22 protein-coding genes are annotated in these 24,362 nt (G+C 71.8%); 10 read left to right on the top strand and 12 right to left on the bottom strand.

What is annotated here, in order from left to right:
* Positions 1-223 precede the first annotated feature (223 nt).
* Positions 224-808 (top strand): helix-turn-helix transcriptional regulator, encoded by a 585-nt coding sequence (locus CLV43_RS28150; RefSeq protein WP_245887049.1) that lies wholly within the window; start codon positions 224-226, stop codon positions 806-808.
* 148 nt (positions 809-956) lie between these two features.
* Here the strand turns inward: CLV43_RS28150 and CLV43_RS28145 are convergent, their stop codons facing one another.
* The 8 genes from CLV43_RS28145 to CLV43_RS28110 all read right to left on the bottom strand — a co-directional run bounded on the left by CLV43_RS28145 (position 957) and on the right by CLV43_RS28110 (position 10,737).
* Entirely contained in the window at positions 957-2,318 is a 1,362-nt protein-coding gene (locus tag CLV43_RS28145; RefSeq protein ID WP_106190547.1) for a helix-turn-helix transcriptional regulator, read from the bottom strand.
* A gap of 37 nt (positions 2,319-2,355) precedes the next feature.
* Positions 2,356-4,374, bottom strand: coding sequence for an ATP-binding protein (locus CLV43_RS28140; protein ID WP_170156046.1), 2,019 nt, complete (start codon positions 4,372-4,374; stop codon positions 2,356-2,358).
* 565 nt (positions 4,375-4,939) lie between these two features.
* Positions 4,940-5,734 (bottom strand): hypothetical protein, encoded by a 795-nt coding sequence (locus tag CLV43_RS28135; RefSeq protein ID WP_146174935.1) that lies wholly within the window; start codon positions 5,732-5,734, stop codon positions 4,940-4,942.
* A gap of 308 nt (positions 5,735-6,042) precedes the next feature.
* Complete coding sequence (locus tag CLV43_RS28130; RefSeq protein WP_106190542.1) at positions 6,043-6,798, bottom strand: transmembrane-type terpene cyclase; 756 nt, start codon at positions 6,796-6,798, stop codon at positions 6,043-6,045.
* A 36-nt stretch (positions 6,799-6,834) separates the two neighbouring features.
* Entirely contained in the window at positions 6,835-8,028 is a 1,194-nt protein-coding gene (locus tag CLV43_RS28125; protein WP_106190541.1) for an acyl-CoA dehydrogenase family protein, read from the bottom strand.
* A 17-nt stretch (positions 8,029-8,045) separates the two neighbouring features.
* Positions 8,046-8,546: a flavin reductase family protein gene (locus CLV43_RS28120; RefSeq protein ID WP_170156045.1), complete on the bottom strand. Its 501-nt coding sequence runs from the start codon at positions 8,544-8,546 to the stop codon at positions 8,046-8,048.
* A gap of 5 nt (positions 8,547-8,551) precedes the next feature.
* On the bottom strand, positions 8,552-8,941 hold the full coding sequence (locus CLV43_RS28115; RefSeq protein ID WP_106190539.1) for a limonene-1,2-epoxide hydrolase family protein: 390 nt from the start codon (positions 8,939-8,941) through the stop codon (positions 8,552-8,554).
* A gap of 5 nt (positions 8,942-8,946) precedes the next feature.
* Positions 8,947-10,737, bottom strand: coding sequence for an FAD-dependent monooxygenase (locus CLV43_RS28110; RefSeq protein ID WP_106190537.1), 1,791 nt, complete (start codon positions 10,735-10,737; stop codon positions 8,947-8,949).
* 139 nt (positions 10,738-10,876) lie between these two features.
* Here CLV43_RS28110 and CLV43_RS28105 point away from each other — a divergent pair, with 139 nt between their 5' ends.
* Entirely contained in the window at positions 10,877-11,443 is a 567-nt protein-coding gene (locus CLV43_RS28105) for a TetR/AcrR family transcriptional regulator (protein ID WP_170156044.1), read from the top strand.
* A 37-nt stretch (positions 11,444-11,480) separates the two neighbouring features.
* On the opposite strand, the gene CLV43_RS28100 is transcribed toward CLV43_RS28105, so the two are convergent.
* From CLV43_RS28100 to CLV43_RS28085, 4 genes are all read right to left on the bottom strand, one after another.
* The gene (locus CLV43_RS28100) at positions 11,481-12,629 is read right to left on the bottom strand and encodes an NAD(P)/FAD-dependent oxidoreductase (RefSeq protein WP_106190534.1); all 1,149 of its coding nucleotides are present in this window, start codon (positions 12,627-12,629) and stop codon (positions 11,481-11,483) included.
* Entirely contained in the window at positions 12,626-12,841 is a 216-nt protein-coding gene (locus tag CLV43_RS28095) for a ferredoxin (RefSeq protein ID WP_106190669.1), read from the bottom strand. Before CLV43_RS28095 ends, CLV43_RS28100 begins: the two co-directional genes overlap by 4 nt.
* Before the next feature lie 17 nt (positions 12,842-12,858).
* A complete protein-coding gene (locus CLV43_RS28090) occupies positions 12,859-14,055 on the bottom strand; it encodes a cytochrome P450 (protein ID WP_106190532.1) in 1,197 nt (398 codons plus the stop codon).
* Positions 14,056-14,207: 152 nt separating this feature from the next.
* A complete protein-coding gene (locus tag CLV43_RS28085; protein WP_106190667.1) occupies positions 14,208-15,665 on the bottom strand; it encodes an MFS transporter in 1,458 nt (485 codons plus the stop codon).
* Between the two features lie 274 nt (positions 15,666-15,939).
* Here CLV43_RS28085 and CLV43_RS28080 point away from each other — a divergent pair, with 274 nt between their 5' ends.
* The 8 genes from CLV43_RS28080 (at position 15,940) to CLV43_RS28045 (ending at position 23,958) form a co-directional block, all read left to right on the top strand.
* A complete protein-coding gene (locus CLV43_RS28080; protein ID WP_170156043.1) occupies positions 15,940-16,581 on the top strand; it encodes a TetR/AcrR family transcriptional regulator in 642 nt (213 codons plus the stop codon).
* 428 nt (positions 16,582-17,009) lie between these two features.
* Complete coding sequence (locus CLV43_RS28075; protein WP_106190529.1) at positions 17,010-17,999, top strand: polyprenyl synthetase family protein; 990 nt, start codon at positions 17,010-17,012, stop codon at positions 17,997-17,999.
* 39 nt (positions 18,000-18,038) lie between these two features.
* Positions 18,039-18,644 (top strand): tryptophan 2,3-dioxygenase family protein, encoded by a 606-nt coding sequence (locus CLV43_RS28070; protein ID WP_106190666.1) that lies wholly within the window; start codon positions 18,039-18,041, stop codon positions 18,642-18,644.
* A 10-nt stretch (positions 18,645-18,654) separates the two neighbouring features.
* Positions 18,655-20,034, top strand: coding sequence for an FAD-dependent oxidoreductase (locus CLV43_RS28065; protein ID WP_106190527.1), 1,380 nt, complete (start codon positions 18,655-18,657; stop codon positions 20,032-20,034).
* A 169-nt stretch (positions 20,035-20,203) separates the two neighbouring features.
* The gene (locus tag CLV43_RS28060; RefSeq protein ID WP_106190525.1) at positions 20,204-21,229 is read left to right on the top strand and encodes a polyprenyl synthetase family protein; all 1,026 of its coding nucleotides are present in this window, start codon (positions 20,204-20,206) and stop codon (positions 21,227-21,229) included.
* A 254-nt stretch (positions 21,230-21,483) separates the two neighbouring features.
* Positions 21,484-22,044, top strand: coding sequence for a hypothetical protein (locus CLV43_RS28055; protein ID WP_146174933.1), 561 nt, complete (start codon positions 21,484-21,486; stop codon positions 22,042-22,044).
* Between the two features lie 16 nt (positions 22,045-22,060).
* Entirely contained in the window at positions 22,061-23,479 is a 1,419-nt protein-coding gene (locus tag CLV43_RS28050) for a multicopper oxidase family protein (RefSeq protein ID WP_106190522.1), read from the top strand.
* Between the two features lie 89 nt (positions 23,480-23,568).
* Positions 23,569-23,958, top strand: a complete 390-nt coding sequence (locus tag CLV43_RS28045) for a tellurite resistance TerB family protein (protein ID WP_106190520.1) — start codon at positions 23,569-23,571, stop codon at positions 23,956-23,958.
* Positions 23,959-24,362: the final 404 nt, after the last annotated feature.

Genomic DNA, 24,362 nt, shown 5'->3' with positions numbered 1-24,362 from the left:
ACCCCTCACCCGCAAGCACTTGCGCGGACAACAACGCCGTCCGCCGCGGTCTCGGGTCGAACCGCGGGCCGGCGCGGGAGGTTCCCGGTGGCCGTGGGCTCGGGAGGAGATCACGTAGAGAGTTCTTGGAGTGGGTACTCGCACACTTGTCCCAACAGCTGCGAGAGACTTAGGAGGAGGCCACGTGAACTTGGTGAGAGTGCTCGTTCAGGCAGGGGATCCGTTGACGCGCTCGGCAATCAGCGGCCACCTCGACTCCCGACCCAACATCGAGGTCGTCGCGACCGACCGCCACACCCAGGTGGACGTCGTCGTGGTCGTCGCCGACCGGATGACGGTGAAGGTGGCCTCCTCCCTCCGCAAGGTGAAGGCCTCGCTCGGGGCGCCGGTGGCGCTGATCGCGGGCGAGATCACGCGCGCCGACCTGTTCACGGCCGTCGAGTGCAACGTCGTCGCGGTCCTGCCGCGGGGCTCCGCCACCAAGGAGCGCATCGAGGAAGCCGTGCTGACGGCCGCGGCGGGTGGGGGCGTGTTACCCGCGAACATGCTCGGCGAGCTGCTCAAGCAGGTCGAGCGGATCCAGCGCGAGGTCCTCTCGCCGCACGGTCTGCACACCTCGGGCCTGACCCCGCGGGAGATCGACGTCCTGCGGCTGATGTCGGACGGCCTGGACACCGCGGAGATCGCGGTCAAGCTGAGCTTCTCCGAACGGGCGGTGAAGCGGGTCATCTTCGGGGTGACCAGCCGCCTCAAGCTCCGCAACCGGCCCCACGCGGTGGCCTACGCCCTGCGGATGGGCGTGATCTGACCCCTGCCGGACGCCGCGCGCCGACCGGGCGCGCGGTGGACGACGGGGTGGAGCGGACGACGCGCGCCGGGTGTGCACCGCGGGCACACCGGGCGACCGCCGCGGGAACCGTTGCCGCACCGGGGTTCCGGTGGTGTCCGCCGGACCGTCAGTCGCCCAGGGTCATCGTCAGCGCGAGGTCGAGCCTGCCCGAGAGGCCGAGCTTGCGGTACACGCTCGACAGGTGCAGCTCCACCATCCGAGGGGTCACCATCTGCTTCTCGGCGATCTGCTTGTTGCTGTACCCGGCCCTGGCGAGCTTCGCGGCCGCCAGCTCCTGCCGGGTCAGCGGGACCGCGTCGGAGACGCCGAGCTGGCGCACCGCGGTCTCCAACCGCTTGGCCCAGAAGGCGTTCCCGCCGCGCTCGGCGACCTGGCGGGCGCTCTCCAGCACGGACCGCGCCTCGGCCAGCTCCCCCTGCTCGCCGAGCAGCACCGCCAGGTCGTGCCCCGCCCGGTAGAGCTCCGGGCAGGACAGCCCGTCCAGCAGCGCCACGGCCTCCTTGAGCAGGTCGACGCTGCGGGGAGCCCGGCGGGCCACCGCGAGGACGTGCAGCGCGACCGCCAGCCTGCGCGGGGTCGCCCACGTCGCCGCGCGGGCCGCGTCCTCGTTGGCCAGCGCGAAGGCGAGGTCCCGGCGTTCGATCGCCGCCGCGCACAGCGCCGCGCCGGTGCGCCAGGCGATGACGGCGGAGTTCGACACCGCGCGCGCGTCCAGCTCGCGGCCGCAAGCCAGGAAGTCGTCGAGCCCGCGCTCGAAGTTGCCGCCGCTCAGGTGCAGCCCGCCGCGCGCGGCCAGCAGCTCCGCGCGGTCCGGCGCGCCGTCCATCGAGCCGGTGAAGCCGTTGCCCTCCAACAGGTCGTTGGCCGCGGCGACCTCGCCGCGGTCGGCGAGCAGGGACACCGCCCACGCCACCGCGAGCCCGGTGAGCCGTCCGAGCCCACCCGAGGACAGCAGCACCAGCAGGAGGTCGATCGCCTCCTCGGTCCGCCCCGACATGGTGTGGATCCGCGCCCGCAGCAGGCCGACCGTGTCGCGGCAGGCCGCCGTCCCGGTCCACTCGGGCGACTCCTCCACGCGGTCGCACGCGGCCTGGGCGTGCTCCAGCTCGTCGGCGAACGTCAGCACCATGACCGAGGTCCAGAAGCAGACGACGTCGAGCCGCGCGGGCGACTCCAGGACCGCCAGTGCCGACTCGACGGCCACGGCCCTGTCCACGCCCCGGTTGGCCAGCAGCAGCGCCTTCAGCGCCCGCTCACGGCCCTCCAGCCGGCTTCCGCCGACCGGGTGCGCCGCGGTGCCGGGGGCCAGCGCCTCGCCACCGGGCACATACACCAGGCCGGCGAGGTCCACGGCGTCGGCACCGACCCGTTCGGCGAGGCGGTCCGCCTCCTCCCAGCGGCCGCGGGCGATCAGGTCCGCACGGCGGCGCGCGTCACCTGCCGGGCCGTCGGCCCGCGGCTGCGCCACGACTCCCCTCACCACCGGCGTCGACCGGGTGCGGTGGTCACGGCCGGTACCTCGGCAGCGACCTCGACGACGGCACCAGCCGGTCACCGACGTCCTCGTGCGCGGAGGTGTGCGTCTCGACCGGGCGGGACCAGTACGTGGACAGCGCCGTCGTGTCGACGACGCCGACCTCGTGCAACGCGGCCCGGCGCAGGGCGACCGGCACCGACTCGTAGAGGACCCGGCGCACGACCGGGTGGCGGAACCTGAGCCGGGACCCGCCGAGGTCCACCAGCACTCCCCCGGCCAGCGCCTCGTCGACGAAGTTCAGCAGGTCGTGGGCGCGCTTGCCGCTCGCCCTGAGCAGCTCGCCGACCGAGTGCGAGACGCCGAGCAGCGACGCCTGGCGGAGCATGTCCCTGGTGCCCCCGGAGAGGCAGTCGAGGTGGTCGCGGACGACCTCGACGACCGGGTCGGGGGTGGCCGGCCAGCTCCGGACCTGCGGCGCGACCGCCGCCTGCGCCGCGATCGCGTGGACGAACGCCGGGTTGCCACCCGACATCGTCACCACGGCGTGGTTGGCGCGCCGGTCAGCGGTGTGCGCGCTCCGGAGCAGGTCGCGCACCTCGGTGTCGGACAGCTCGCCGAGCTCGAAGGTGTCGCAGCCCGACTCCGTCACGAGCATGCGCAGCAGGTCGAGGTTGCGCCTGCGCGGCAGCGGGCGGCAGGAGGTGACGAGCAGCAGCGGGTGGCGCCGGGTCATCGTGTGCAGGTGCCGCCACACGAGCAGCGTCTCGTCGTCGGCCCAGTGCAGGTCGTCGACCACCAGCACGAGCGGTCGCCCGCCCGCGCACTCCAGCAGCGCCCGCACCCGCGCGATCACGCCGCCGAGCCGGAGGCGGGTGTCGGCGCGGGTCGCCGCACCCTCGGCCACGAGGTCGGGGCCGGACTGGCCGACGTGCGCGCGGAAAGCGCTGTCCAGGTTGCCGACGCACTCCTCCAGCACGCCGAGCGGGACCTGGTGCGACATCTCGTCAGCGACCGCCCAGCCGATCACGCACTCCCCGCCCACCGCGTCGGCGAGCCCTTCCCCGAGCAGCGCGGTCTTCCCGGTGCCCGGAGCGCCGTTGACCCAGAGCGAGCCGCCGCGGCCCGCGCGGACACCGGCCAGCGCGGTGCGGATCCGGGCCAGCTCCCCGGCCCGCCCGACGAACGAGGCCGGGCGCGCGTTCGCGATGCGGAGCCGGACGTCGCCGGACAGCCCGTGGTCGGCCAGTGCCGCGACGCCCGCGGGTCCCGGCACGGTGGCCGCGGGGGCGCTGCCGGAGAGGACCTCCTGGCGCAGCGCGCGCAGGGCGGCGCCCGGCTCGGTGCCGAACCGGTCCACGAGCACGTCCCTGGCCTCGCGGTAGACCTCGAGCGCCTCCAGGCGCCTGCCGGAACGGAACAGCGCCAGCATCAGCGAGTGGTGGATGTCCTCGCGCACGGGGTAGAGCGCGGCCAGCGCCTTGAGCTCGTCGACGACCTCGTCGGGGCGGCCGAGGTCGATCATCAGGGAGGCCCGGCGGGCGCTCAGCGCGAGCTTCACCTCGTCCAGGCGTCCGCGCCAGGACAGGGCGAGCGGGCCCGGCACGCCGCCGAGCGCCTCCCCGTGCCACATGCCGAGCGCGAGGTCCAACGAGGACAGCTCGCCGCCGAGGTCGCCCGCGGCGCGCGACACGCGGGCGTTGTCCCGGTAGCGCTGCAGGAGCGCGAAGTCGAGGTCGTCCGAGGCGATCGAGAGCCGGTAGCCGGAGTAGCCGCTCTCCAGCACCTCCTCGGCACCCCGACCGCCGCCGTCCAGGATCCGGCGGAGCGCGGAGATGTAGGTGTAGATCCGGCTGCTCGCCCCGGTCGGGCGGGTGTCGCCCCACAGGTCGGTGACCAGCTCGGACCGCGTCACGACCCGGTTGGCGCGCAGGGCGAGCGCCACGAACGCCGCGGCCTGCAGACCGTTGCCGAGCTTGAGCGGGGAGTCGCCGCGCCAGGCCCTGGGCTCGCCGAGCAGTGAGACCCTCAATTCCGCGGTCGGAACCATACGCACTCCCCGCATGCACTCGGAGGTCTGGCAGCACTGGCGGAAGATCCCGCGCCGTAACCAGGACACTACGGCTGGTGAGAACACATCGGCAAAGCCGAACAGGCGATTGACGGTGTGCCGATCCCACTCGGTCATCCCCTCACCAATTGCGGAGTTGGGGCTGCCCGTTCGGAGATCACGCTACACCCCCATTGCCCGAACGGTCACCTCCCGTCTCAGCACGATACCGAAACGAACACTGGGAATATCGGGTATTCGGAGATTTCACCGGCCCGAAACACCCGACTTGTTGACAACGCACGGACTCCTCCGCTCTGGCATGAATTCGCCTATACCGTTCCACGATGATCGGAGGTTTTCCGCCCCACCCACGGGGCGGACCCGGACCGCGAGACCCCGCTGCCGCCGGGACTGTCCCGCCGACGGGACGCGAATGCCAGCCCGGACACGCGGATGCCGCACCCGCACGAAAAGGGATCCGCGATACCGGTATCGCGGATCCCTTGGTCATCACGAGCATTGTCCGACAATCGGAGGAACGGACGTCGAACCGTTCGCCTGCCTAACGACCGTCGATCACCAGGCTCCCCCTCGGCACGCCGTCCACGTGCAGGGCGATCGAGGCGGACACCTTCCTGCGGGCGACCTCCCAGGAGTGGCAGATCATCTCCGGGTAGCTTTCCCAGGATTCGCCCGCCGACAGCGACATCTCGATCGACGACAGGGCGAAGTGCGAGTTCTTCTGGCCGTTCCCGTTCGCCTTCGCGACGACCGTGGCGACCTGGCAGGCCGCCTCCATGAGCAGGCTGGCCGGGTGCACACCCGCGTCGGCGGGGGCCGACGGACCCACCATGTCGGCGACCAGGTAGTCCTCGGTCGTCCTGCGCGGAGGCCCGATGAGCACGCGCCACGGTGTGTGTTTGTCCAGCAGTCCGTGGCCCGCCCGCCTGCCCGGACTCATGATCCACGGCGCCAGCAGCTCGTCGTCGTCATCGTCCGAGTGCGACATCCACAGCCTGCCGACGCACACGACGGAGGTCCCCTGGAACACCTCGAAAGGCACGCAGCTGGTACCGGGCCTCAGGTCGGGGAAACCGAGCCGCAGATCCGCGGGCACACCGCGGCCGCACGGTTTCGGGAATCGCGCCTCGACCGACCGGAGTCGGGAGGAGATCCGGTCCGGGTCGATCCGACCGAGCATGGTCGACGCCGCGCGGACGACCGCGTCGAAAAGCGCCACGGCGGGCACGTGGTCGAGCGACGGGTCCGCGAAGAACGAGTCGCGCTCCACTTCGTCGACCCCGACCCACCGCGTCCCGGACAGCACATCCGCGACTTCACCGACTGCAACATCCACGTCAGACAATCCTCACCTCGAAATACGACTCGTGGCTGGAGGACAAACGCTACGCGCATTCCCGCGGCCGATACCTGTGGAAGTACCGAAGTCGGCGGCGGAACAATAGGCGACCTGCGCCGCCGCGGGCGGTCGGACCCACTTCGAGCGGGCGGCGACAGCGACCGGTTACCCCATCAGCCGCAGGGAAAAACCGTGCCCGAGAGGGCAATCGTCGACAATGGCACCTGCCCGAGCGGACTTGGCCGGACAGGCGAAAACCACCGGACCGCGAAGTCCGGTGGTCGCCGTTCGCGCGGAACCCGGTTCTAGGTGTGCACCGGAGTCGGTTCCGCGGATTCCACCGGTACCACTCGGGCGCGCAACGACCAGAGCGGTCGGCCTTCGGCCAGCATTCTCCGGCGCAACACCACGAGGTAGGCGATGTCGAGCGCGACCATCGTCGGCACCAGCACCAGGAACAGCAGGCGGGAGGGGTAGAGCAGGAAACCGGTGAACCCGGCGAAGAGCGACCCGACGAACTTCGCGGTCGCGATGTGCATGGACTGCCCCACCGAGGACCCGCGCCGCTTGAGCATCAGGATGAAGGCGGCGCTGAGCGGCACGTTGATGATCATGCCGATGTACATGCCGTCGAGGTCGTGGAACTCGTTCGCGCCCGCCATCACGAGCAACGACGCCCACACCAGGACACCGACGACCGACCAGCCGAACGCCCGCTTCGTCAGCGTCGGGTAGTCGGCGCGGCCGTACTTGAAGACCTGGTACAGCAGCACGACGTTGATGACCACCCAGGAGAAGTTGATCCCCCGCTGGGTCGGCGTCTGCTCCAGCAGGAAGGTGAGGCTGAACTCCCAGGCGAAGTTCACCGCCACCAGGTACGCGGGGATGCCGACCCGCCGGTCGAGGAAGGCCTGCCGGATCGCCAGCAGGTAGGTCAGCACCCAGCCGACGGCGGTGGGACCGGCGACCGACCAGAACAGCCACCGCGGCACGTCGGCCGGGCCGATCGAGACCGGCGCGACGTCCGACATCGGGAAGAGGAACGGTGGAAGCCAGTCCATGGTGCGCTCCTTCGCCGTGCTGGGTGGTGGGGCGGGTCAGAGGCTGGGCACGATGGAGTCGAGCCCGAAGAACGCGCCGCCGTAGAGCTCGCGGCCGACGTGCACGTTGAGCATGGCGTGCCGGGCCGCGGTGTTGGCGTCGCGCCAGTACTGCTGCATGGGGCTCGACTCGGCGAACGCGGCGGCGCCGTGCAGCCACATCAGCTCGTCGAGCGCGGTGGTCACCAGGTTCACCGCCTGCCCGACGTCGCCGCGGATCCGGCGCAGCTCGCTGTCCGGCAGGGCGATCCCGGCCTCGGCCGCCTCGTCGATCACGTCCGCGGCGCGCCGCACGTGCATCTCGGCCGCGTCGACGGTCAGCGCGGTCCGGCCGAGCGAGGACACGAACGTCTGCGAGTCGGGCTGGCTCTTGTAGACCGTGGGCGCGACCCCGCGTCCCGGTGCCCGGTCGACGACGACCGCCCGCGCCGCCTGCGCGACGCCGACCACGACCGAGGCGCAGATGACGGCCATCGCGGCCACGGCGGGCGTGCGGAGCAGCGGCGGCAGCGAGAGGTCGGTGGCGTTGTCGCGGCCCAGCTGCACCCGGAACGGGATCACCCGGTGCTCGGGCACGAACACGTCGGTGGCCACGGAGGTGTGGCTTCCGGTGCCGCGCATGCCGACGGTGGCCCAGGTGTCCTCGACCGTCAGCGCGGAGACGGGCACGAGCACGGAGACGGGCTGGACGACCTCGCCGTCGGCGTCGGTCTCCAACGCGCTCAGGATCGCCCAGTCGTCGTGCAGGATCCCCGAGGAGTACGGCCACCGGCCGGAGAGCAGGTACCCGCCGTCGGCGCGGACCGCCTTGCCCATCGCCACGAAGACCGAGGCCAGCTTGGCACCGGGGTTGGCGCCGAACACCTCGTCGCGCGCCACCTCGGGGAAGCGCGAGGCGAGCAGGTTGGACCCGTTGATGTTGTTGACCACCCACGAGGTCGACGGGCAGTACCGGGCGAGGGTCTTGGTGACCTCGCTGAGGGTCCGGACGTCGGTCTCCAGCCCGCCGTAGGAGCGGGCGGTCCAGAGCATGCCGACCTGGGACTCCTCGACGGCCCGCACCGTCGCGTCGGGCAGCCGCCGCTCGCGGTCGCCCGCGGCGACGCCGTCCGCGAGGACCTGGCCGATCGAGTGGACCCGCTCCACCAGCTCGACCCGCAGCTCCTTCGTGTCCGTGCGCACGTTCGTCATGTGACTGCCTTCCTGGGTCAGTGGGCGAGGCGGTGGAAACCGCTCGCGTGGTACACCAGCGGGAGGACCGCGGCGTCCGACTCGACGCGCCGGATCCGCAGCAGCGCGAGGACGTGGTCCCCGGCCGGGATCTCCCGTTCGAGCGAGCACTCCAACCACGCGGGCGTCCCGGTGAACCGGATGGCACCGCCCTCGCCCGCGCACCAGTCCCCCGCCGTGAAGCGGTGTTCCGAGGCGGCCGCGAGGCGCCGGGCCGTGGCGGCGTGCTCCGCGCCGAGCACGCTCACCCCGATCCGGTCGGCTGTGCGCAGCCGCTCCCAGGTCCTGGAGGTCTCCATCACGCAGATCGACACGAGCGGCGGGTCGAGGGACACCGTGGTGAACGAGCTCACCGCGATGCCGAGCGCGGAGCCGTCGACCAGTGCCGCGATCGCCGTGACGCCGGAGGGGAACTGGCCGAAGGCGCTGCGCAGGGCGTGCCGCGGCAACGGTGGCGCGGTCTGCCGGTCCTGGATCACCGGGCTCACCACTCCGGCGGGTCGGACACGAGGTTGGTGATGTCGAAGTAGTCCCGCCACGCGCTGATGCGGCCGCCGCGCAGCTCGAAGGCCGCCATCACCTTGAGGTTGCGCGCGATGGCGGTGCCGTCCTCGCGGAGCATGTCCTCGACCCGCTCCACCAGCACGGTGTCGCCGACCGCGACCACGTGCCGGAAGCGGACCTCCAGCCTTGCGAAGTCCGGCGGCATGAGCTTGAGGATCTCGGGCTTGCCGTGGCACGGGGGCGTTCCGGGGTTCTCCCAGACGCAGTCGTCGGTCAGGAATCTGTCCACAGTGGACGCGATGTCGGCGGGGGTCGGCCCCATCCCGGTGAGGAAGTCGCGCACGACCCGCTCGTGTTCGGTGGTGGACATGGTCTTCAGCTCCTGGTGGTCGTGGTGTCGTGGTGGCCGAGGATCCGGCGGAGCACCGCGGTGAGGTCCTCGTCCGCGCCTTCGCCGCCGCGCCAGGCGATGTGGTTGTCCGGCCGCACCAGCACGGCGCCGCCGTCGGCGATCCCGCGCACCGCGGCCCACGCGCCGTCCGCGTCGTGGTAGCGGGCCGCGTCGGGCTCGGCGCCGACCGGCACGACGGTGACGGCCACGCCGCAGGCGTCGGCCGCGCGCTTCGCCGCGACCTCCCACTCCTCGTCCACCGCACCGGTGATCAGCGCGAAGCCGCCGGACGCGCCGACGAGGTCGTGCGAGGAGACGCGGTCGGCTCCGCGGGTCAGCCAGGCGTGCGGCAGCCGGTGTCCCGGCCGGGTGACCGGGTGGTACCGGGCCCCCATGGGGTCGCGCGGTGGCGGCGGCGTCCCGTCCGGCACGAGGGCACCGGTCTCGTAGGCGAACCCGATCTCGATGTCGTGCGCCTGGTACTCGACCCGCTGGGTCGCGAAGACCTCGTCGGCCCTGACCCGCCGGGTCTCCCCCATCGGGGTGTCGGAGAACAGCGCCTCGAAGTTCGCCTTGGTGGCCTCGGGCGGCTGGCCGGGGAACAGGCCGAGCCCCGCGTGGGCGACCGCGTGGTTGCGGAAGGCGTACATCGCCCAGCTCACGTTGCGGTGTGCGGTCGGCAGCCGTTCGACCTCGTAGGAGTCCAGCAGCGACTCGTCGGCCCGGCCGTCGAGCACGGCGGCGAGCTTCCAGGCGATGTTGTGCGCGTCCTGGATGGCCGAGTTCAGGCCGAGGCCGGTGGCGGGCGGCTGGCGGTGCGCGGCGTCGCCCGCGAGGAACACCCGGCCGACCCGGAACGAGTCCGCGATGACCGCCTCGGGGTGGTACTTGCTCACCTGGTGGATCGCCACCTCCAGATCGGGCAGCTTGAGCAGTTCCCGCACCCTGGCGATGGAGGCCTCCTCACCCAAATCAGGGGTCACCCCGGCGGGGAAGTGGAAATGCAATGCCCATTCCTCGGAGGCGAGTCCCCAACTCGGTCCCATCGCCACCATTCCGTAGCGGGAAACAATCCCGCCGTCGGGACTCACGAAATTGGTGATGAGAACGGAATCGCCGGGCCACCACCGCGAGAGGTCCGCGCTGAAGTGAACGGAGATCACGTCGAACGCGCCACCGTCACCGGCCATGCCCACGCCGAGCGCCGCGCCGATGCTCCGGCCGCCGTCGGCCCCGAGCAGGTAGCGGGCGCGGACGGTGCGGCTCCGCCCGGTCACCCGGTCGGTGACGACGGCGGTCACCCCGGACTCGTCCTGGGTGAACCCCTCCATCACCTGGTTGAACAGGACGCTGCCCGGCGCCCGCTCGTCGGCGTGCGCCCGCATCAGCGGCTCCAACCGGTGCTGCGGGAGGTTGGTCGACGGGCAGGGGCTGTCGGCGGCGTACGGACCCGCCGTCGAGCGCCCGCCGAACGCGTCCATGCGGTGGAGGTCACGGCCGTCCAGCGGCCCGTCACCGGCCAGCGACGTGCGCCAGACGACCTCGCCGATGTTCGCCAGCGGGGCGCTGACCCGGTACACGTCGCCCGCGAGGCCGTGCTGCCGGAAGATCTCCATGGTGCGCTGGTTGAGGTAGTGGGCCCTGGGCAGGACGGAGGTCGACTCCCGTCTTTCGACCAGCAGGTGGTCGACGCCGAGGTCGGACAGGAATATGGACGCGGCGAGCCCGCATCCGCCGCCCCCCACAATGAGCACCGGCACTTCGACGTCAAACATTGGTTTCTCCTCGGACGAGGCGAACGGAACACGTGTCGAATCAGCGATCGGGCGAATCCCCTGTTGCTACAGTGGCCGCATGGTCGACCACCAACCCTTTCCACTGAGAGCCGACGCGGCGCGAAACTTTTTCAAGATCGTGAACGCGGCGGAGAAGCTTTTCACCGAACAGGGAATCGACGTCCAGCTGGAGGAGATAGCCGCCGAGGCGGGCGTCGGGACCACCACCCTGTTCCGGCGGTTCGCCAACAAGGCCGCGCTCATCAAGGCCGTGCTGGACCGGCAGACCGACGGCGTCATGGCCCCGGCCCTCCAGCGCGCCGAGCAGGAGCCCGACGCGCGCAGGGCGCTGCTGATGGTGCTGGAACCGGCGCTGGCCACGAACTCCGACAAGAAGCTCCTGCTCGCGGCCGCCGCGTCCGTCGGCCTGATGAACATGGAGCTGCCGAAGGCGTTCATCGACGGCCTGGACGCCATCATCCGGCGGGGCAAGGCCGACGGGGTGTTCCGGGCCGACCTCACCGAGGAGGACACGCCCCGGCTGATGATGATGCTCACCGGGCCGCTGGCCTCGTTCGACCCCGGCAGCGAGGGCTGGCGCCGGTACCTGCTGATCCTGGTGGACGGGCTGACCTCGGCCACGCCGACAGCGCTGCCCGCCGCTCTCCCGGTTCCCAAGGTCTACCCGCCCTTCGACGGTCGTTAGTGGCGGTGACCACGCCCCGCGGGCCGTGGTCACCGGGCTACGAGGTGATGAGCTCGCGGGCCTTGCGGACCCCGCGGGCGCTGTTCCAGCCGACGACGCCGACGACCCGACCGGCCGCCTCCGCCGCCGCGACGAACTTCCGGTCGGCGGGGTCGCCCTCCAGCACCCGGATGGTGTCGGCGCCCGCGAGGTCCCCGAACACCTGCATCCGCACGTCGTACTGGTCGGTCCAGAAGTAGGGCACCGGGACGTACGGCTTGTCGGCGCCCATGATGTTGTCGGCCACCGCCAGCCCCTGCTCGGTGGCGTTGGTGCGGTTCTCCAGCCGGACGCTGCGCGCCTGCCGCTCGTGCCACCACCGCGCCACGTCACCGACCGCGTAGACGTTGTCGGCCGCCCGGCAGCGGGAGTCGCAGACGACGCCGTCGTCCAGGATCAGCCCGCTGTCCTCCAGCCAGTCCGTGGCGGGCGTGGAGCCCACCGCGACCACCACGACGTCCGCGGTGACCAGGCCCGCCGAGGTGAGCACCTCGGTGATCCGGCCGTTGGTCACGACCGGCGCCTCCGCCTTCGTGCCGGTCAGCACCTCGACGCCGTTGGCGCGGTGCAGCTCGGCCAGCAGGGCGCCGATCTCGGGCCCGACCTGGGCGCCCATCGGCACCGGTGCCGGGTCGACCACGGTCACGCCGAGGCCGAGCTGACGGCCCGTCGCGGCGATCTCGCAGCCCAGCACGCCCGCGCCGAGCACGATCAGGCGTTCGGCGGCCAGCAGCTCGCCGCGCAGCCGGGCGACGTCGTCGAGCGTGCGGAGCACGTGCGCGCCCGCCAGGCCGTCGAACGCGCCCAGCCTGCGCGGGGCCAGCCCGGTCGCGATCACCAGGTCGCCGTAGGGCAGGCGCCGTCCTCCGGAGACGACGACCTCCTGCTTGCGGACGTCGACCGAGACCGCCTTGCTGCCCAGCACCAGGTCGATGTCGAGCGCGGCCAGGGCGTCCGGGGCGCGCAGGGCGGCCTGGTCGGCGGCCCACGCCCCGGACAGCACCTTCTTCGACAGCGGCGGCCGGTCGTAGGGCTGGTGGGCCTCGTCGCCGACCAGCCGGATGGAGCCGGTGAACCCACGCCTGCGCAACGACTCCGCGGTGGCCAGTCCGGCCGCCGAGGCGCCGACCACGAGCACGTCGCTCACGGGGCACCCCCGCGGTCGCGGACCAGGATGGCGGCGGCCGGGCAGAGCAGCGCCGCCTCGCGGACGCGCTCGTGCTCGTCGCCCGGCGGGTTCGCGTCCAGCAGGATGACGACCCCGTCGTCGTCGCGCTGGTCGAACACCTCCGGTGCCGCCACGACGCAGTGCCCGGCGGCCACGCACCGGGGCTCGTCGATCTCGACCTGGAGCAGCATCGTCGCCTCCTGACGGGTCACCACGCGACCGGCAGCCTGTTCACACCGAAGACCAGGGCGGTGGTCCGGTAGTCGATCTTCTGGTCGGGCTCGGCCAGCCTGAGGCCGGGGAAGCGCTTGAACAGGGCGGGCAGCGCGACCCGCAGCTCCATGCGCGCCAGCTGCTGGCCGAGGCACTGGTGGGCGCCGTAGCCGAAGGTGACGTGGGGCTGGGGCGGCCTGCGCACGTCCAGGACGTCGAGGTCCTGGTCGCCGGAGCCCGCGTCGCGGTTGGCGACCAGGATCGACACGACGACCCGTTCGCCCTGCTTGATGACCTCGTCGTCGCGCAGGCAGAAGTCCTCGGCCGCCTGGCGCGGCATGATCGTGGCGGGCGCGACGTAGCGCAGCAGCTCCTCGATCGCGCCGTCGACGGCCTCCGGCTCGTCGCGCATGATCGTGGCCTGGTCGGGGTTCTCCAGCAGCAGCGCCGCGCTGGCCGAGAGCATGCTGGCGGTCGTCTCGTGCCCGGCGATCAGCAGCATGTTGCCGATGCCGACCAGCTCGTCGTCGGACAGCTCGGCGCCGTAGTCGCGCACCACGCCGCCGAGCAGGTTGTCACCCGGCTGCTCGCGGTGGCCCGCGACCAGCGTGGCCATGTAGGCGTCCATGTCCTTGAGGTTCTGGATCTGCTCCTCGCGGGTCGTGTTGACGTCCAACCCGACCTTCGCGCGGCGCTGGAAGTCGTCGCGGTCCTCGTAGGGCACGCCCAGCAGCTCGCAGATCACCTGCGTCGGGATGGGCGTGCTGAACACCGTCACGAGGTCGGCGCCGTGGCCCTCCTCCTCCAGCGCGTCCAGCCTGGCCTCGACGATCGCCTCGATCATCGGACGCAGCGAGCGCACCCGCTTGATCGTGAACGCGCCGGTGAGCATGCGGCGCAGCCGGGAGTGGTCGGCGCCGTTGTAGTTGAGCAGGTTGCCCGGCTGGTTCAGCATGGTCCGCGGCTGGTCGGGGTCGAAGACGAAGCCCATCTGGAGGCGGTCGTCGCTCAGCGCGCTCTTGACGTCCTCGTACCGCGTGATCGCCACGGCGTCGAACTCGCCGAGCAGCGGACTGGGCACCTTGACCCGCTGGAGCGCGTCGTCCTTCTGGCTCTCGTAGAGCGCCGCGGCGGGGTCGAAGGGGCAACCGGCGGCGCGGGCCGCGATCGGGAGGACTTTGGGTTCAGGCATGGAATTGCCTCTCTGTCCCAGGAGGAGAAGGGATGAAAAAAGGATAAGTGGGAGTTGACACCCACTTGATTCCGGCAAGTTAGCAGTGGCGGAAGCGCAGTGGCAACAGGGCTTTTCTGGAATTCGGACCGGCATCGATCCACAAAGGATGTCTATTCGGAACGGACCCTCGAAGAGGGCACCGCCACGAGTCCCGGAGAATCGTTTTCGGGAGGCTTCCGGACGTGCCGGACGGGGATCACCCCGCTCACGACGAGGGCCACGACGGAGCTGACGACGCCCGTCACCGCGACGAGCACGAAGGCACCCCGCAGCGGGATGTCCGCTCCCCCAACGGATGTGCTCAACCGGGTGAAGATGACCCCGACCACCGCGCCCGCCATCGACGAGCCGATCGACCGCATCAGGGTGTTGAAACCGTTTGCGGCACCGGTCTCCCCCGGCGACACCGACCCCATGATCAGCGCGGGCATCGCGCCGTAGGCGAACCCGACCCCCGCGTTGGTGACCACCGTGCCGAACACCAGTCCGACGGTGGACCCCAGCCACCCGAGGCAGGCCACGTACCCGAGACCGATCAGGACCGTCCCGAGCACCAACGAGAACTTGGGTCCGCGCGCCGCCGAGAGCCTGGCGCCGACCGGTGAGGCGATCATCATCGCGGCACCCGCGGGCACCATCCACAGCCCGGCCGAGATCATCGAGTGGCCGAGCCCGTACCCCGTGGAGACGGGGAGCTGGAGCAGCTGCGGCACGACGAGGATCTGCGCGTACATCGCGAAGCCCACGACGACGGACGCGGTGTTCGTGAGGAGGACCGGCCGCCGGGTGGCCGTGGCGAGGTCGATCAGCGGGTCGGTCACCCGCCGTTCCCACCAGGCCCAGGCCACCAGCGCGACCGCCGAGCCCGCGAACAGCAGGAGGGTCGTGGGACTGGACCAGCCCCACTCGCCGCCGTGCGAGATCGCCAGCAGCAGCGCGGTCAGCCCGGCGGTCATGCCGAGCGCGCCGACGAGGTCGAAGCGGCCGTGCGCGAGGCCGGGGGCCACCGGGACCAGCCACACCACCAACACCGCGATCACCGCGGTCAGCAGGCCGACACCCCAGAACAGCAGGTGCCAGTCGCCGAGCTGGGCGACGAGCCCGCCGACCGGCAGGCCGAACGCCGAGCCGACGCCGAGGACGGACGACGTCAGCGCGATCGCCGCACCGACCCGCCGCGGCGACAGGACGTCGCGCAGCAGGCTGATCCCCAGCGGGACGATCCCCATGCCCACGCCCTGCAGGGCGCGTCCGGCGACCATCGGCGCGAGCGAGTCGGCCACCGCGCAGAGAAGCGACCCCGCGGTCAGCAGCGCCAGCACGACCAGCACCAGCCTGCGCTTGCCGTAGAGGTCGCCGAGCCTGCCGATCACCGGGCTGGTGACCGCGCCGCCGAGCATCGCGGCGATGACGACCCAGAACGTGCCCGCCGTGCCCGCGTGCAGCAGCGCGGGCAGCTCGCCGAGCAGCGGGACCACCAGGGTCTGCGTCATCGCGGCCACCCCGGCGGCCAGTGCGACGACGACCACGATGGCGCGTTCGGCCCGCTCGGGCCGAGCCCCGCTCACCGTGCCGCTCCGCCGCGGCCGCTCGGGCCACCGCACTCTCCGAACACCATGCCCACCTCACTGGACCGTCAGCACGTGCCGTACCGGGACCGGGCGGGACGACCGGCCCACCGACCGCCGGAGCGGCCGTTCGCGGCCTCGTCGCTCAACCCGTGGGACGTACGCTAGCATTATTTGTCACGGTGTGCCATTTTGACCATGAGTGACACGGCAACTGGGGTCCTGACCACGGACGTGGCGTGGAATCGCCACCGACTGGAGGAGAATGTGCGACGTGACAGCAGAGCCCGAGGAGGAGACGGCGGACCGCGGCCGCGGCCGACCGCCGATGACCAAGCGGCGCAAGGAGATCATCAGGCTGCAGATCGCGACGGTGGCCCTTGACCTCTTCAAATCGCAGGGCGTGGCCGCCACGTCGGTGGAGCAGATCGCCGACGGGCTGGGCATCTCCACCCGCACCCTGTGGCGGTACTCCCCGTCCAAGGAGGGCTGCGTCCTCCCCCTGCTCCAGCACGGGATCGCGGTCGTCGTGCAGAAGCTGCACGAGTGGCCGCGCGACCTGCCGCTGCTCGAACAGCTCCTGCACGAGGAAGACCTCGCGGAGGCGACCCCGCAGTCCACTTTGGACCTGGTCAGGCTGACCCGCACCGAGCCCGCGATCCGGTCGGTCTGGCTGCAGAGCCACCTCGACTCGGAAAGCGCCTTCGCCGGGGTCATCGCCGAACGCACCGGACTGCCCGAGACCGCGCTGGAGACCAAGGTGCAGGCGGGCATGCTGAACGTCGCGCTCCGGATCGCGCTCGAGCACTACGCGTGGACCACCGACGACGCCAACCCCGCCGAAGGGGAGCTGGGCAGCATGACCGACGCGACCCAGGTCGCGCTGCGCACGGCGATCAAGGGCCTCGCCATGTGAGCACCCGGCGCCGCCGACGAGGTCGGTTCGCGCCACCCCGACGGGACGCGCGCGCGTGCCGCGGCCGAGTTCCCCCGGACCCCGGGAATTCGCGCCGAACCGCACTCCGCGCCTGTCGGTCGTCGTCGGTCGACGGACGCACTCGTCCATCCCGCCGCGCTTTCCGGCCCATTCGGCCGCCCTCGCGATGAACCGCGCCCGAACGCGGTGGCGAAAGCAACTCCTTTCGGAGCAGCGCACCGCACGAGCGGGCGACTACCGTTGTGCGCGCACCACCCCGATTCGGGTCCGAAAAGGCGCGGAAAAAACGCCGACAACGGTTGCGTCGACACAGTTCCGGGCCGGAACAGTCCATCGTCCGTTCCCCTTCGGGCCCCCATCGGCCACCTCTGGAGACAATGCCGAGCACCACTCCTACAGTCGGTTGCATGACGGAGACCGATGTGCCTCAGGTAGCCGATCCCGAGATAGCAGCCCTTGTCCGCGCCGAGGTCGAGTACCGGTGGCCCGACGGCATTTCCGGCTTGGACGAGGTAGTGCGCTACGGATTGGTCCCGTTCGGCAAGATGATGGGCCCGTGGATGCTGATCCGGTCGGCTCTCGCCGTCGGCGGTGAAATGTCGCAGGTCCTTCCCGCCGCGGTCGCGGTGGAATGCATCCAGGTCGGCGCGATGATGCACGACGACATCATCGACGGCGACCCGCAACGGCGGAGCAAACGGGCCGCGCACTCCGCGTACGGTTCCTCGACGGCCATTCTCGGCGGCGACGGGCTGTTCTTCCACGGGTTCGCCGCGCTGGCCCGCTGCCAGGAGGCCGGTGTCCCGGTCGACCGGGTCGGCCGCGCGCTGACCATCCTGTCCGAGACCGGTCTGCGCATCGGCGAGGCGGCCCTCACCGAGGTCCGGATGAGCCGCAGCGTCTGCTCCACCGCCACGTACCTGAACATGATCAAGGACAAGAGCGGGGCCCTGCTCTGGATGGCGTGCGGTCTCGGCGCCACGCTCAGCGGAGCCGACGAGGCCGCCCTCGCGGCGCTCAAGCAGTACAGCGACCTGCTCGGAGTCGGCTACCAGATCCGCGACGACCTGATGGCCTTCGACGGGACCAACGCCGGCAAACCGAACATCTCGGACATCCGCAACGGCAGGCCGACCCTGCCCGTGCTGCTCGCGCACCGCCGGGCGCCGCGGGACAAGCAGCGGGTCATCGAGCACCTGCTGGCCGACACCTCCTCCCCGCTGGAGGAGCGCCACGAGGCGATGTCGGAGCTCGCGAACGCCTACGGGGCGGTGGAGTCGGCGCGGGAGATGTCGCACCGGTACGCGCGCCTCGCCGGGCGCGCGTTGGACAGCCTGCCCCCCACCGCGCACCGGGACGCGCTCGCCGGGCTCACCGTGCCGGGTCGTCTGGTGTAGCCCGCGGAAACGCTCGAGGAGGTGGCCGTCGTGACCGTCATGAACTATTCGAGGTATCTGCACCTGAAGGACCTGCTGGCCCTGCAGAATCCACTCACCCCTTCGGAGCAACGGGACCTGCACGACAGCGAACGGCTATTCATCGTCGTGCACCAGGCGTCGGAGACCCTGTTGAGCCAGGCGCTCACCGACCTCCGCCACATCGAGGCCGAAAACTGCGGAGAACGGTGTTCGTCCTACCGGTTGGACCGGGCCACCCACATCGTCCACTCCCTTGTCGGGCACGTCGAACTGCTGCACCGCACGTTGGAGCCGGAGGACTTCCTCAGTTTCCGGGACCGTTTCGGGACGGCGAGCGGTCTGCAGTCCGCGCAGTTCCACGAACTGTTCCGGGCGGTCGACCGGCTCACCTCCGGGGACACCGGTCACCGACTCGGTCTGGAAACGCTCCAACTGCTCGGGCTCAGCGCCGCCGTGCGGCAATGGCGGTACGCGCACCTGGAGATGGTCGAACACATGATCGGCACCCTGCCGGGTTCGGGCGACACCTCCGGTCTCGAATACCTGGAACGCCAGTTGAACGGAACGCCGCGGTGCGAATACGCCGACGGCGCCACCGCCGGAAGGCCACGGACGCATTCCTGAGAGGCGAGAAATGCGCGCGCACTCCCCGAGTTCCCCGCTGGGGCACGTCGTCGTCATCGGCGGCAGCATGGCGGGCCTGCTGGCCGCCCACGTCCTGTCCCGCCACGCCGAGCGGGTGACGGTGCTGGAGCGCGACCACTACGAGGCGGGCAGCGGACCCCGGTCCGGGGTACCGCAGTCCCGGCACACCCACGTCCTGCTCACCAGCGGCATGGAAGCGCTGGAGGAGCTGCTGCCCGGCGTGGTGCGCGAGCTGGAGGACGCCGGGGCGCCGAACCTGTCGATCCCGGCCGACCTCGGCGTGTGGCAGGCCGGGCAGTGGGTGTCGCGCGCCAACCCGTCCCGTCCGGTCATGACCGGGTCGCGACCGCTGCTCGACCACGTCGTCCGCGGCCGGGTGCTGGCCGACCCGCGCGTCGACGTGCGGACGTCCACCGAGGTGACCGGGTTCCTCGGCGGGCCGGACCGGATCACCGGTGTCTCGGTCCGCGGCCGGGGGTCCGACCACCAGGAGTACGAGGAGCTCGAGGCCGACCTGGTGGTGGACGCCACCGGGCGCGGCAGCCGGACGCCGGAGTGGCTGACCGCCCTCGGGGCGGGCGCACCCGCCGAGGAGGTGCTGGAGACCGGCCGGGCCTACGCCACCTGCGTCTTCGAGACCGATGACGCGGGGTCCCCCGACCAGGTCAAGGGCTTCTACATCGTCCCCGACGCGGCGCAGCCGTTCGGCGCGATCATCCTGCCCGCCGAGGGCGACCGCTGGATGGTCACCCTGTCCGGGCCGCGCGGGCAGGCTCCGCCCACCGATCCGGCGGGTTTCGTCGACTTCGCCGCCGCGCTCCCGCACGACGCCCCGCACAAGTGGCTCAGCACCGCGCGCCCGCTCGGCCGTCCGGTCGGGTACCGGCACACCGCCAACCGACGCCGCCGCTACGACCTGGCGGCCCGCGACCGCACCGGGCTGCTGGTCGTCGGGGACGCGCTGTGCATGTTCAACCCGGTCTACGGCCAGGGCCTCTCGGTGGCCGCGCTGAACGCCGTCGCGCTCGGCCGCGCCCTGGCGGCTCCCGACCTGCCGTCGACGCACTCGTTGCAGCGCAAGGTCCTGCGGTCCTCGCGCGGGGCCTGGGACGTCGCGACCGGCGCCGACAGCCCGATGCCGGGGGCGACCGGCGACGCGGTGCGCTCCGGTCTGGTCGAACGGCTCCTCAACCGGTACCTGGAGCGCGTGCGCGTCCGGGTGCCCGGAGACCCGGTGGTGTGCAAGGCGTTCCGGGACGTCCTGTTCCTCAAGGCGCCGCCCACCAGCCTGCTCACCTCGCCGCGGGTCGTCTTCCGGACGCTCCTGCGGCCCGCGATCCCGACACCACCCGACCTGCCCACGCCGTGACCGCGGTCCCCCGCTCCCACCTCGTGATCATCGCTGCCCCCACAGTGGAGGTTCAACCCATGCGACGCACCAGCGCACCCGTCGACCGGCAGGTGGGCCGACCGGCTCACGACCCCACTCCCCCAACGGACCCGACCGCGTCCCGACTGCCCCGAGCGGCGGTGGCCCGATGACCGCGACCCCGATCCGGACGCTGCCCGCCGCCCTCGACACGGGCATGGCGATGGTCGCCCCCGCCCTCCGCGACACGGTGCAGCACTACCTGTGCCCCGAGATGGAGCGGGTCGCCCAGTACCACCACGGCTGGGCGGACGCGGACGGCAGGCCGACCGGCGCCTGGGGCGGCAAGCTCGTCCGCCCCGCGCTGGCCCTGCTGTCGGCGCGCGCCGCGGGGAGCGCACCGTCGGCCGGTGTACCCGCCGCGGTCGCGATGGAGCTGGTGCACAACTTCTCGTTGCTGCACGACGACATCATGGACGGCGACACCGCGCGCCGGGGCCGGGCGACGGCGTGGACGCTCTTCGGCGTCCCCAAGGCGATCCTGGCGGGCGACGCGCTGCTGACCGCCGCGACGGCCGTGCTGCTGGACTCCGACGGCGCGGGTGCCAGGTCGGCGGCGGTGTCGCTGATGACCTCGACCCAGCGGATGATCAGCGGCCAGGTCTCCGACGTCGACTTCGAGCGGCGCGACGACGTGACCCTGGCCGAGTGCCTGAAGATGGCGGGCGACAAGACCGGCGCGCTGCTGTCCTGCGCCAGCTCGCTCGGGGCCGACCTGGTCGGCGCCGACCCGATGCTGGTCGGGCGGCTCGGCGCGTTCGGCGAGCACGTCGGGCTCGCGTTCCAGCTCGTCGACGACCTGCTGGGCATCTGGGGCGAGCCGGAGCGCACCGGCAAGCAGGTCGGGGCCGACCTGAGGGCCCGCAAGAAGTCCCTGCCCGTGGTGAAGGCGCTCAACGCGCCGGGGTCCGACGAGCTGGCCGCGCTCTACTTCGACGCGGAGCCCCTCACCGAGCAGCAGGTCGCGCGCGTGACCCGGCTCGTGGAGCTCGCGGGGGCGCGGGACTGGGCAGAGGACGAGGCCGCGCGGCAGATCGCCTCGGCGCAGCGGTGCCTGGACACCGCCGGGATCGAGGACGAGGTGCGCGACGACTTCCTGGAGATCGCCGCGTTCATCACCGGCAGGCGGTTCTGACCGCCGTCCCACCCCCGTCACGCGGAGCGCCGCCGGCGTCGTCGGCCTTCCGCGTGCGGTGACCCGGTCGCCCGTCGGCGCACGACCGGACCAGAACGAGGAACACCCGCTGCCGCCCGACCGGGCTCCTGCCCGGTCGGGCGGTGGCGGACGTGGTGACGTCCGGCCGGGCACCGGCCGCGGCGGTTCGTCGAGTCGGTCAGGGCGAGCGGACGTCACCGCGGGCCCGGACCTCGTGGTCCGGAGGATCCGACATGGTCGTACGTCCGCGTGGTCAGGGTGCGCTCGTGCTCTCGCCGGCGAAGCTGGCGGTGTTCGCGCTCCTGCACTCCGTCGTCGTCACCTGGGTGCTGTCCGCGCGGGTTCCCGCGAGCACCACCCCGGCGGGCCGGTCGGTCACCGGGGCGGCCGCGACCGGTCACCACGGCTCGTCCGCCGTGCCCGGTCCGCCGCCGTTCTGCGCCGAACCGCTACCCCACTTCATCGGCACCGCCGTGCTGGCCGCGCACGTGGCACTGGTGCTGGTCGTCGTGTGCGTCCTGGTGGTCCGCGAAGTGCTGCGGCGCAAGGGGAGACCGCACGACTCGCTGCCGGTCCGGTTCGGCTTCGCCACCCTCACCAGCGTCGCCGCCGTGGCGATGACCCCGCTCGTCGCGTCGGTCAGCCTCGGCGCCCTCCCGTCGTTGCGGCAGTTCCTGGTCGACGCCGCGACGGTCGGCCGCTGCGCGTTCCTGCTCGCCCTCGTGCTGACCGTCCTCATCGGACTCCCGTGGCGGCAGCGCGTGCCCGCCCCGGTGCAACTCCCCACCACCTGAACGAAAGGACCCACCCATGGTCTCCCGTCGGGACCTGATGAAGCTCACCGGCCTTGGCGGCGCCGTCGCGCTGCTCCCGTTCGACCGCGCCATCTCGGCGCTGATGCCCACCGTGGCGGCGACCCCGTTCGCGGCGCCGCTGCGGATCCTCCCCGTGGCCAGACCCGTGCGCCAGAACGCGACCACCGACTTCTACGAGGTGGCCGTGGCCGAGACCACCGCGGAGATCTTCCCCGGCGTGCAGACGAAGGTGTTCACCTACAACGGGAACTTCCCGGCCGCGACCATCGTCGCGCGGCGCGGCCGCGAGGTCTCCGTCACGCACACCAACTCGCTGGCCGACCCCACCGTCGCCCACCTGCACGGCGCGCACGTGGCCGCGTCCAGCGACGGCTACCCCATGGACGTCGTCAACCCCGGCGGCAGGCGCGAGTACCGCTACCCGAACACCCAGCTCGGCGGGTCGTTCTGGTACCACGCCCACGCCCACCACACCGAGGCCGAGCAGGTCTACCGCGGTCTGGCCGGGTGCTACCTGCTCAAGGACCCGCAGGAGGCCGCGCTGGGCCTGCCCGACGGGGAGTACGACGTGTCCCTGATGGTGCGCGACGCGCACTTCGACGACGCGGGCCAGCTCGTCTACGTCAACGGCGACTTCAACGCCAGGACGACCCTGCTCGTCAACGGCAGGCCGCAGCCGTACTTCCAGGTCGCCGCCCGCAAGTACCGGCTGCGCTTCGTCAACTGCTCCAACGAGCGCGCGTTCCGGCTCAAGCTCGCCGACGGCTCCGCGATGACGCTCATCGGCTCCGACGGCGGCCTGCTGCCCGCCCCGGTCACCGCCCCGAGCTTCGACCTGTGGCCGGGTGAGCGCGTCGAGGTCGTCGTCGACTTCTCCCGCTACGCCGTCGGCACCCAGGTGGTGCTGGGCAACGACCTCGGCGAGGTCGACAGCACCCGCTCGGTCATGCGCTTCGACGTCGTGCGCACCGCCACCGACACCAGCCTCGTCCCGGCCGCCCTGCGCCCGCTGCCCGACCTCGGCACCCCCACCGCGACCCGCGACATCCAGCTCAAGCTCGACCTGTCGACCGGCGCCTTCCAGTTCGACGGCAAGGTGTTCGACTCCACCAGGGTCGACCAGCACATCAAGCTCGGCACCACCGAGATCTGGCGGATCACCAACGCCGACACCGCCCCCGCCATCCCGCACAACCTCCACCTGCACCTCGTCCAGTTCCAGGTGCTCGACCGCGCGGGTGCCCCGGTCGGCGGCCACGAGACCGGCCTCAAGGACACCGTCACCGTCCCACCCGGCGCCACCGTGCGGATCAAGGTCCGGTTCGACGGCTACGAGGGCCGGTACGTCTACCACTGCCACATGCTCGACCACTCGGCCACCGGCATGATGGGCCAGATGGAGATCACCCGATAACGGACAACCCGGACGTCCGGGGGCGGTCGTGACATGCGTTGCAGCACGTCCCGACCGCACCCGACCCCCGCACGTTCTAGGGTGTCGGCATGATTTTCTACACCGACGAGGAGAGCCGGACCCTGCGCACGGCGGTCTACGGCGCCATGGTGCTCGTATCCCACGCCGACCCCGGCCCCGTCGCCGAGGAACGCTTCGCCGGCCTCCGCGCCATGGTGAACCTCCCCCAGGAACTCCGCCACGTCCTCAACTCCGCCCGCGTCCGCCTCCCCGAAGGCTCGGACCACGAACTGGAGACCAGGGTCCTCGAGGCACTCCGCCGCTCAGTCAAACTCCTCAACGCCAAGGCCCCCGAAGACGCCGCCGTCTTCCCGGACGCCGTCGTCGCCATCTGCCAGGAAGTCGCCACCGCGGACGGCCAGGTCGTCGACACCGAGGACGAAATGATCACCAAGGTCCGAGCCGCAATGGCCGGCTAACCCCCACCCCCGACACCAACCGGAGCGCGGGCCACCCCACCGGCACAACCGCCAGCTCGCCTCCGGCCAAAACGCCCACCAGCCTGGTCCGGCGAAGCCCGGATGCGATATCCGACGCGCAGCAAGGATGCTTTGTCCAACGCGCAGCGAGGACGCCCTGTCCGGCGAAGCTCGGATGCCCTGTCCAACGGCGCAGCCGAGGATCCGTCGTCGGGCGCAGCCCGCCAGCACGCATCCGGCGCGAAGCGCCTGGGGCCTCGTCGGCGCCAGCCGATGCCTGGTCCGCCGCGAAGCAAGGATGCCCTGTCCGACGGCGCAGCCAAGGATCCCCCCGATGGGCGCAGCCCGGCCCCGCGCATCCGGCGCGGAGCGCCCCACCGCCTTGTCGGACGAAGTCCGATGCC

The organism is Umezawaea tangerina, assembly GCF_003002815.1.
GTDB classification, from domain to species: Bacteria; Actinomycetota; Actinomycetes; order Mycobacteriales; family Pseudonocardiaceae; genus Umezawaea; species Umezawaea tangerina.
The sequence above is the reverse complement of the archived record's forward strand: the minus strand, read 5'-3'. Positions and strand labels throughout refer to the sequence as shown.

Coding starts and splice junctions, on each gene's coding strand:
- CLV43_RS28140 (WP_170156046.1), bottom strand. CDS start 4,374: ATGGTTCCGACCGCGGAATTGAGGGTCTCACTGCTCGGCGAGCCCAGG.
- CLV43_RS28130 (WP_106190542.1), bottom strand. CDS start 6,798: ATGGACTGGCTTCCACCGTTCCTCTTCCCGATGTCGGACGTCGCGCCG.
- CLV43_RS28125 (WP_106190541.1), bottom strand. CDS start 8,028: ATGACGAACGTGCGCACGGACACGAAGGAGCTGCGGGTCGAGCTGGTG.
- CLV43_RS28115 (WP_106190539.1), bottom strand. CDS start 8,941: ATGTCCACCACCGAACACGAGCGGGTCGTGCGCGACTTCCTCACCGGG.
- CLV43_RS28110 (WP_106190537.1), bottom strand. CDS start 10,737: ATGTTTGACGTCGAAGTGCCGGTGCTCATTGTGGGGGGCGGCGGATGC.
- CLV43_RS28095 (WP_106190669.1), bottom strand. CDS start 12,841: ATGCTGCTCCAGGTCGAGATCGACGAGCCCCGGTGCGTGGCCGCCGGG.
- CLV43_RS28090 (WP_106190532.1), bottom strand. CDS start 14,055: ATGCCTGAACCCAAAGTCCTCCCGATCGCGGCCCGCGCCGCCGGTTGC.
- CLV43_RS28075 (WP_106190529.1), top strand. CDS start 17,010: ATGACGGAGACCGATGTGCCTCAGGTAGCCGATCCCGAGATAGCAGCC.
- CLV43_RS28070 (WP_106190666.1), top strand. CDS start 18,039: ATGAACTATTCGAGGTATCTGCACCTGAAGGACCTGCTGGCCCTGCAG.
- CLV43_RS28065 (WP_106190527.1), top strand. CDS start 18,655: ATGCGCGCGCACTCCCCGAGTTCCCCGCTGGGGCACGTCGTCGTCATC.
- CLV43_RS28060 (WP_106190525.1), top strand. CDS start 20,204: ATGACCGCGACCCCGATCCGGACGCTGCCCGCCGCCCTCGACACGGGC.
- CLV43_RS28055 (WP_146174933.1), top strand. CDS start 21,484: ATGGTCGTACGTCCGCGTGGTCAGGGTGCGCTCGTGCTCTCGCCGGCG.
- CLV43_RS28050 (WP_106190522.1), top strand. CDS start 22,061: ATGGTCTCCCGTCGGGACCTGATGAAGCTCACCGGCCTTGGCGGCGCC.
- CLV43_RS28045 (WP_106190520.1), top strand. CDS start 23,569: ATGATTTTCTACACCGACGAGGAGAGCCGGACCCTGCGCACGGCGGTC.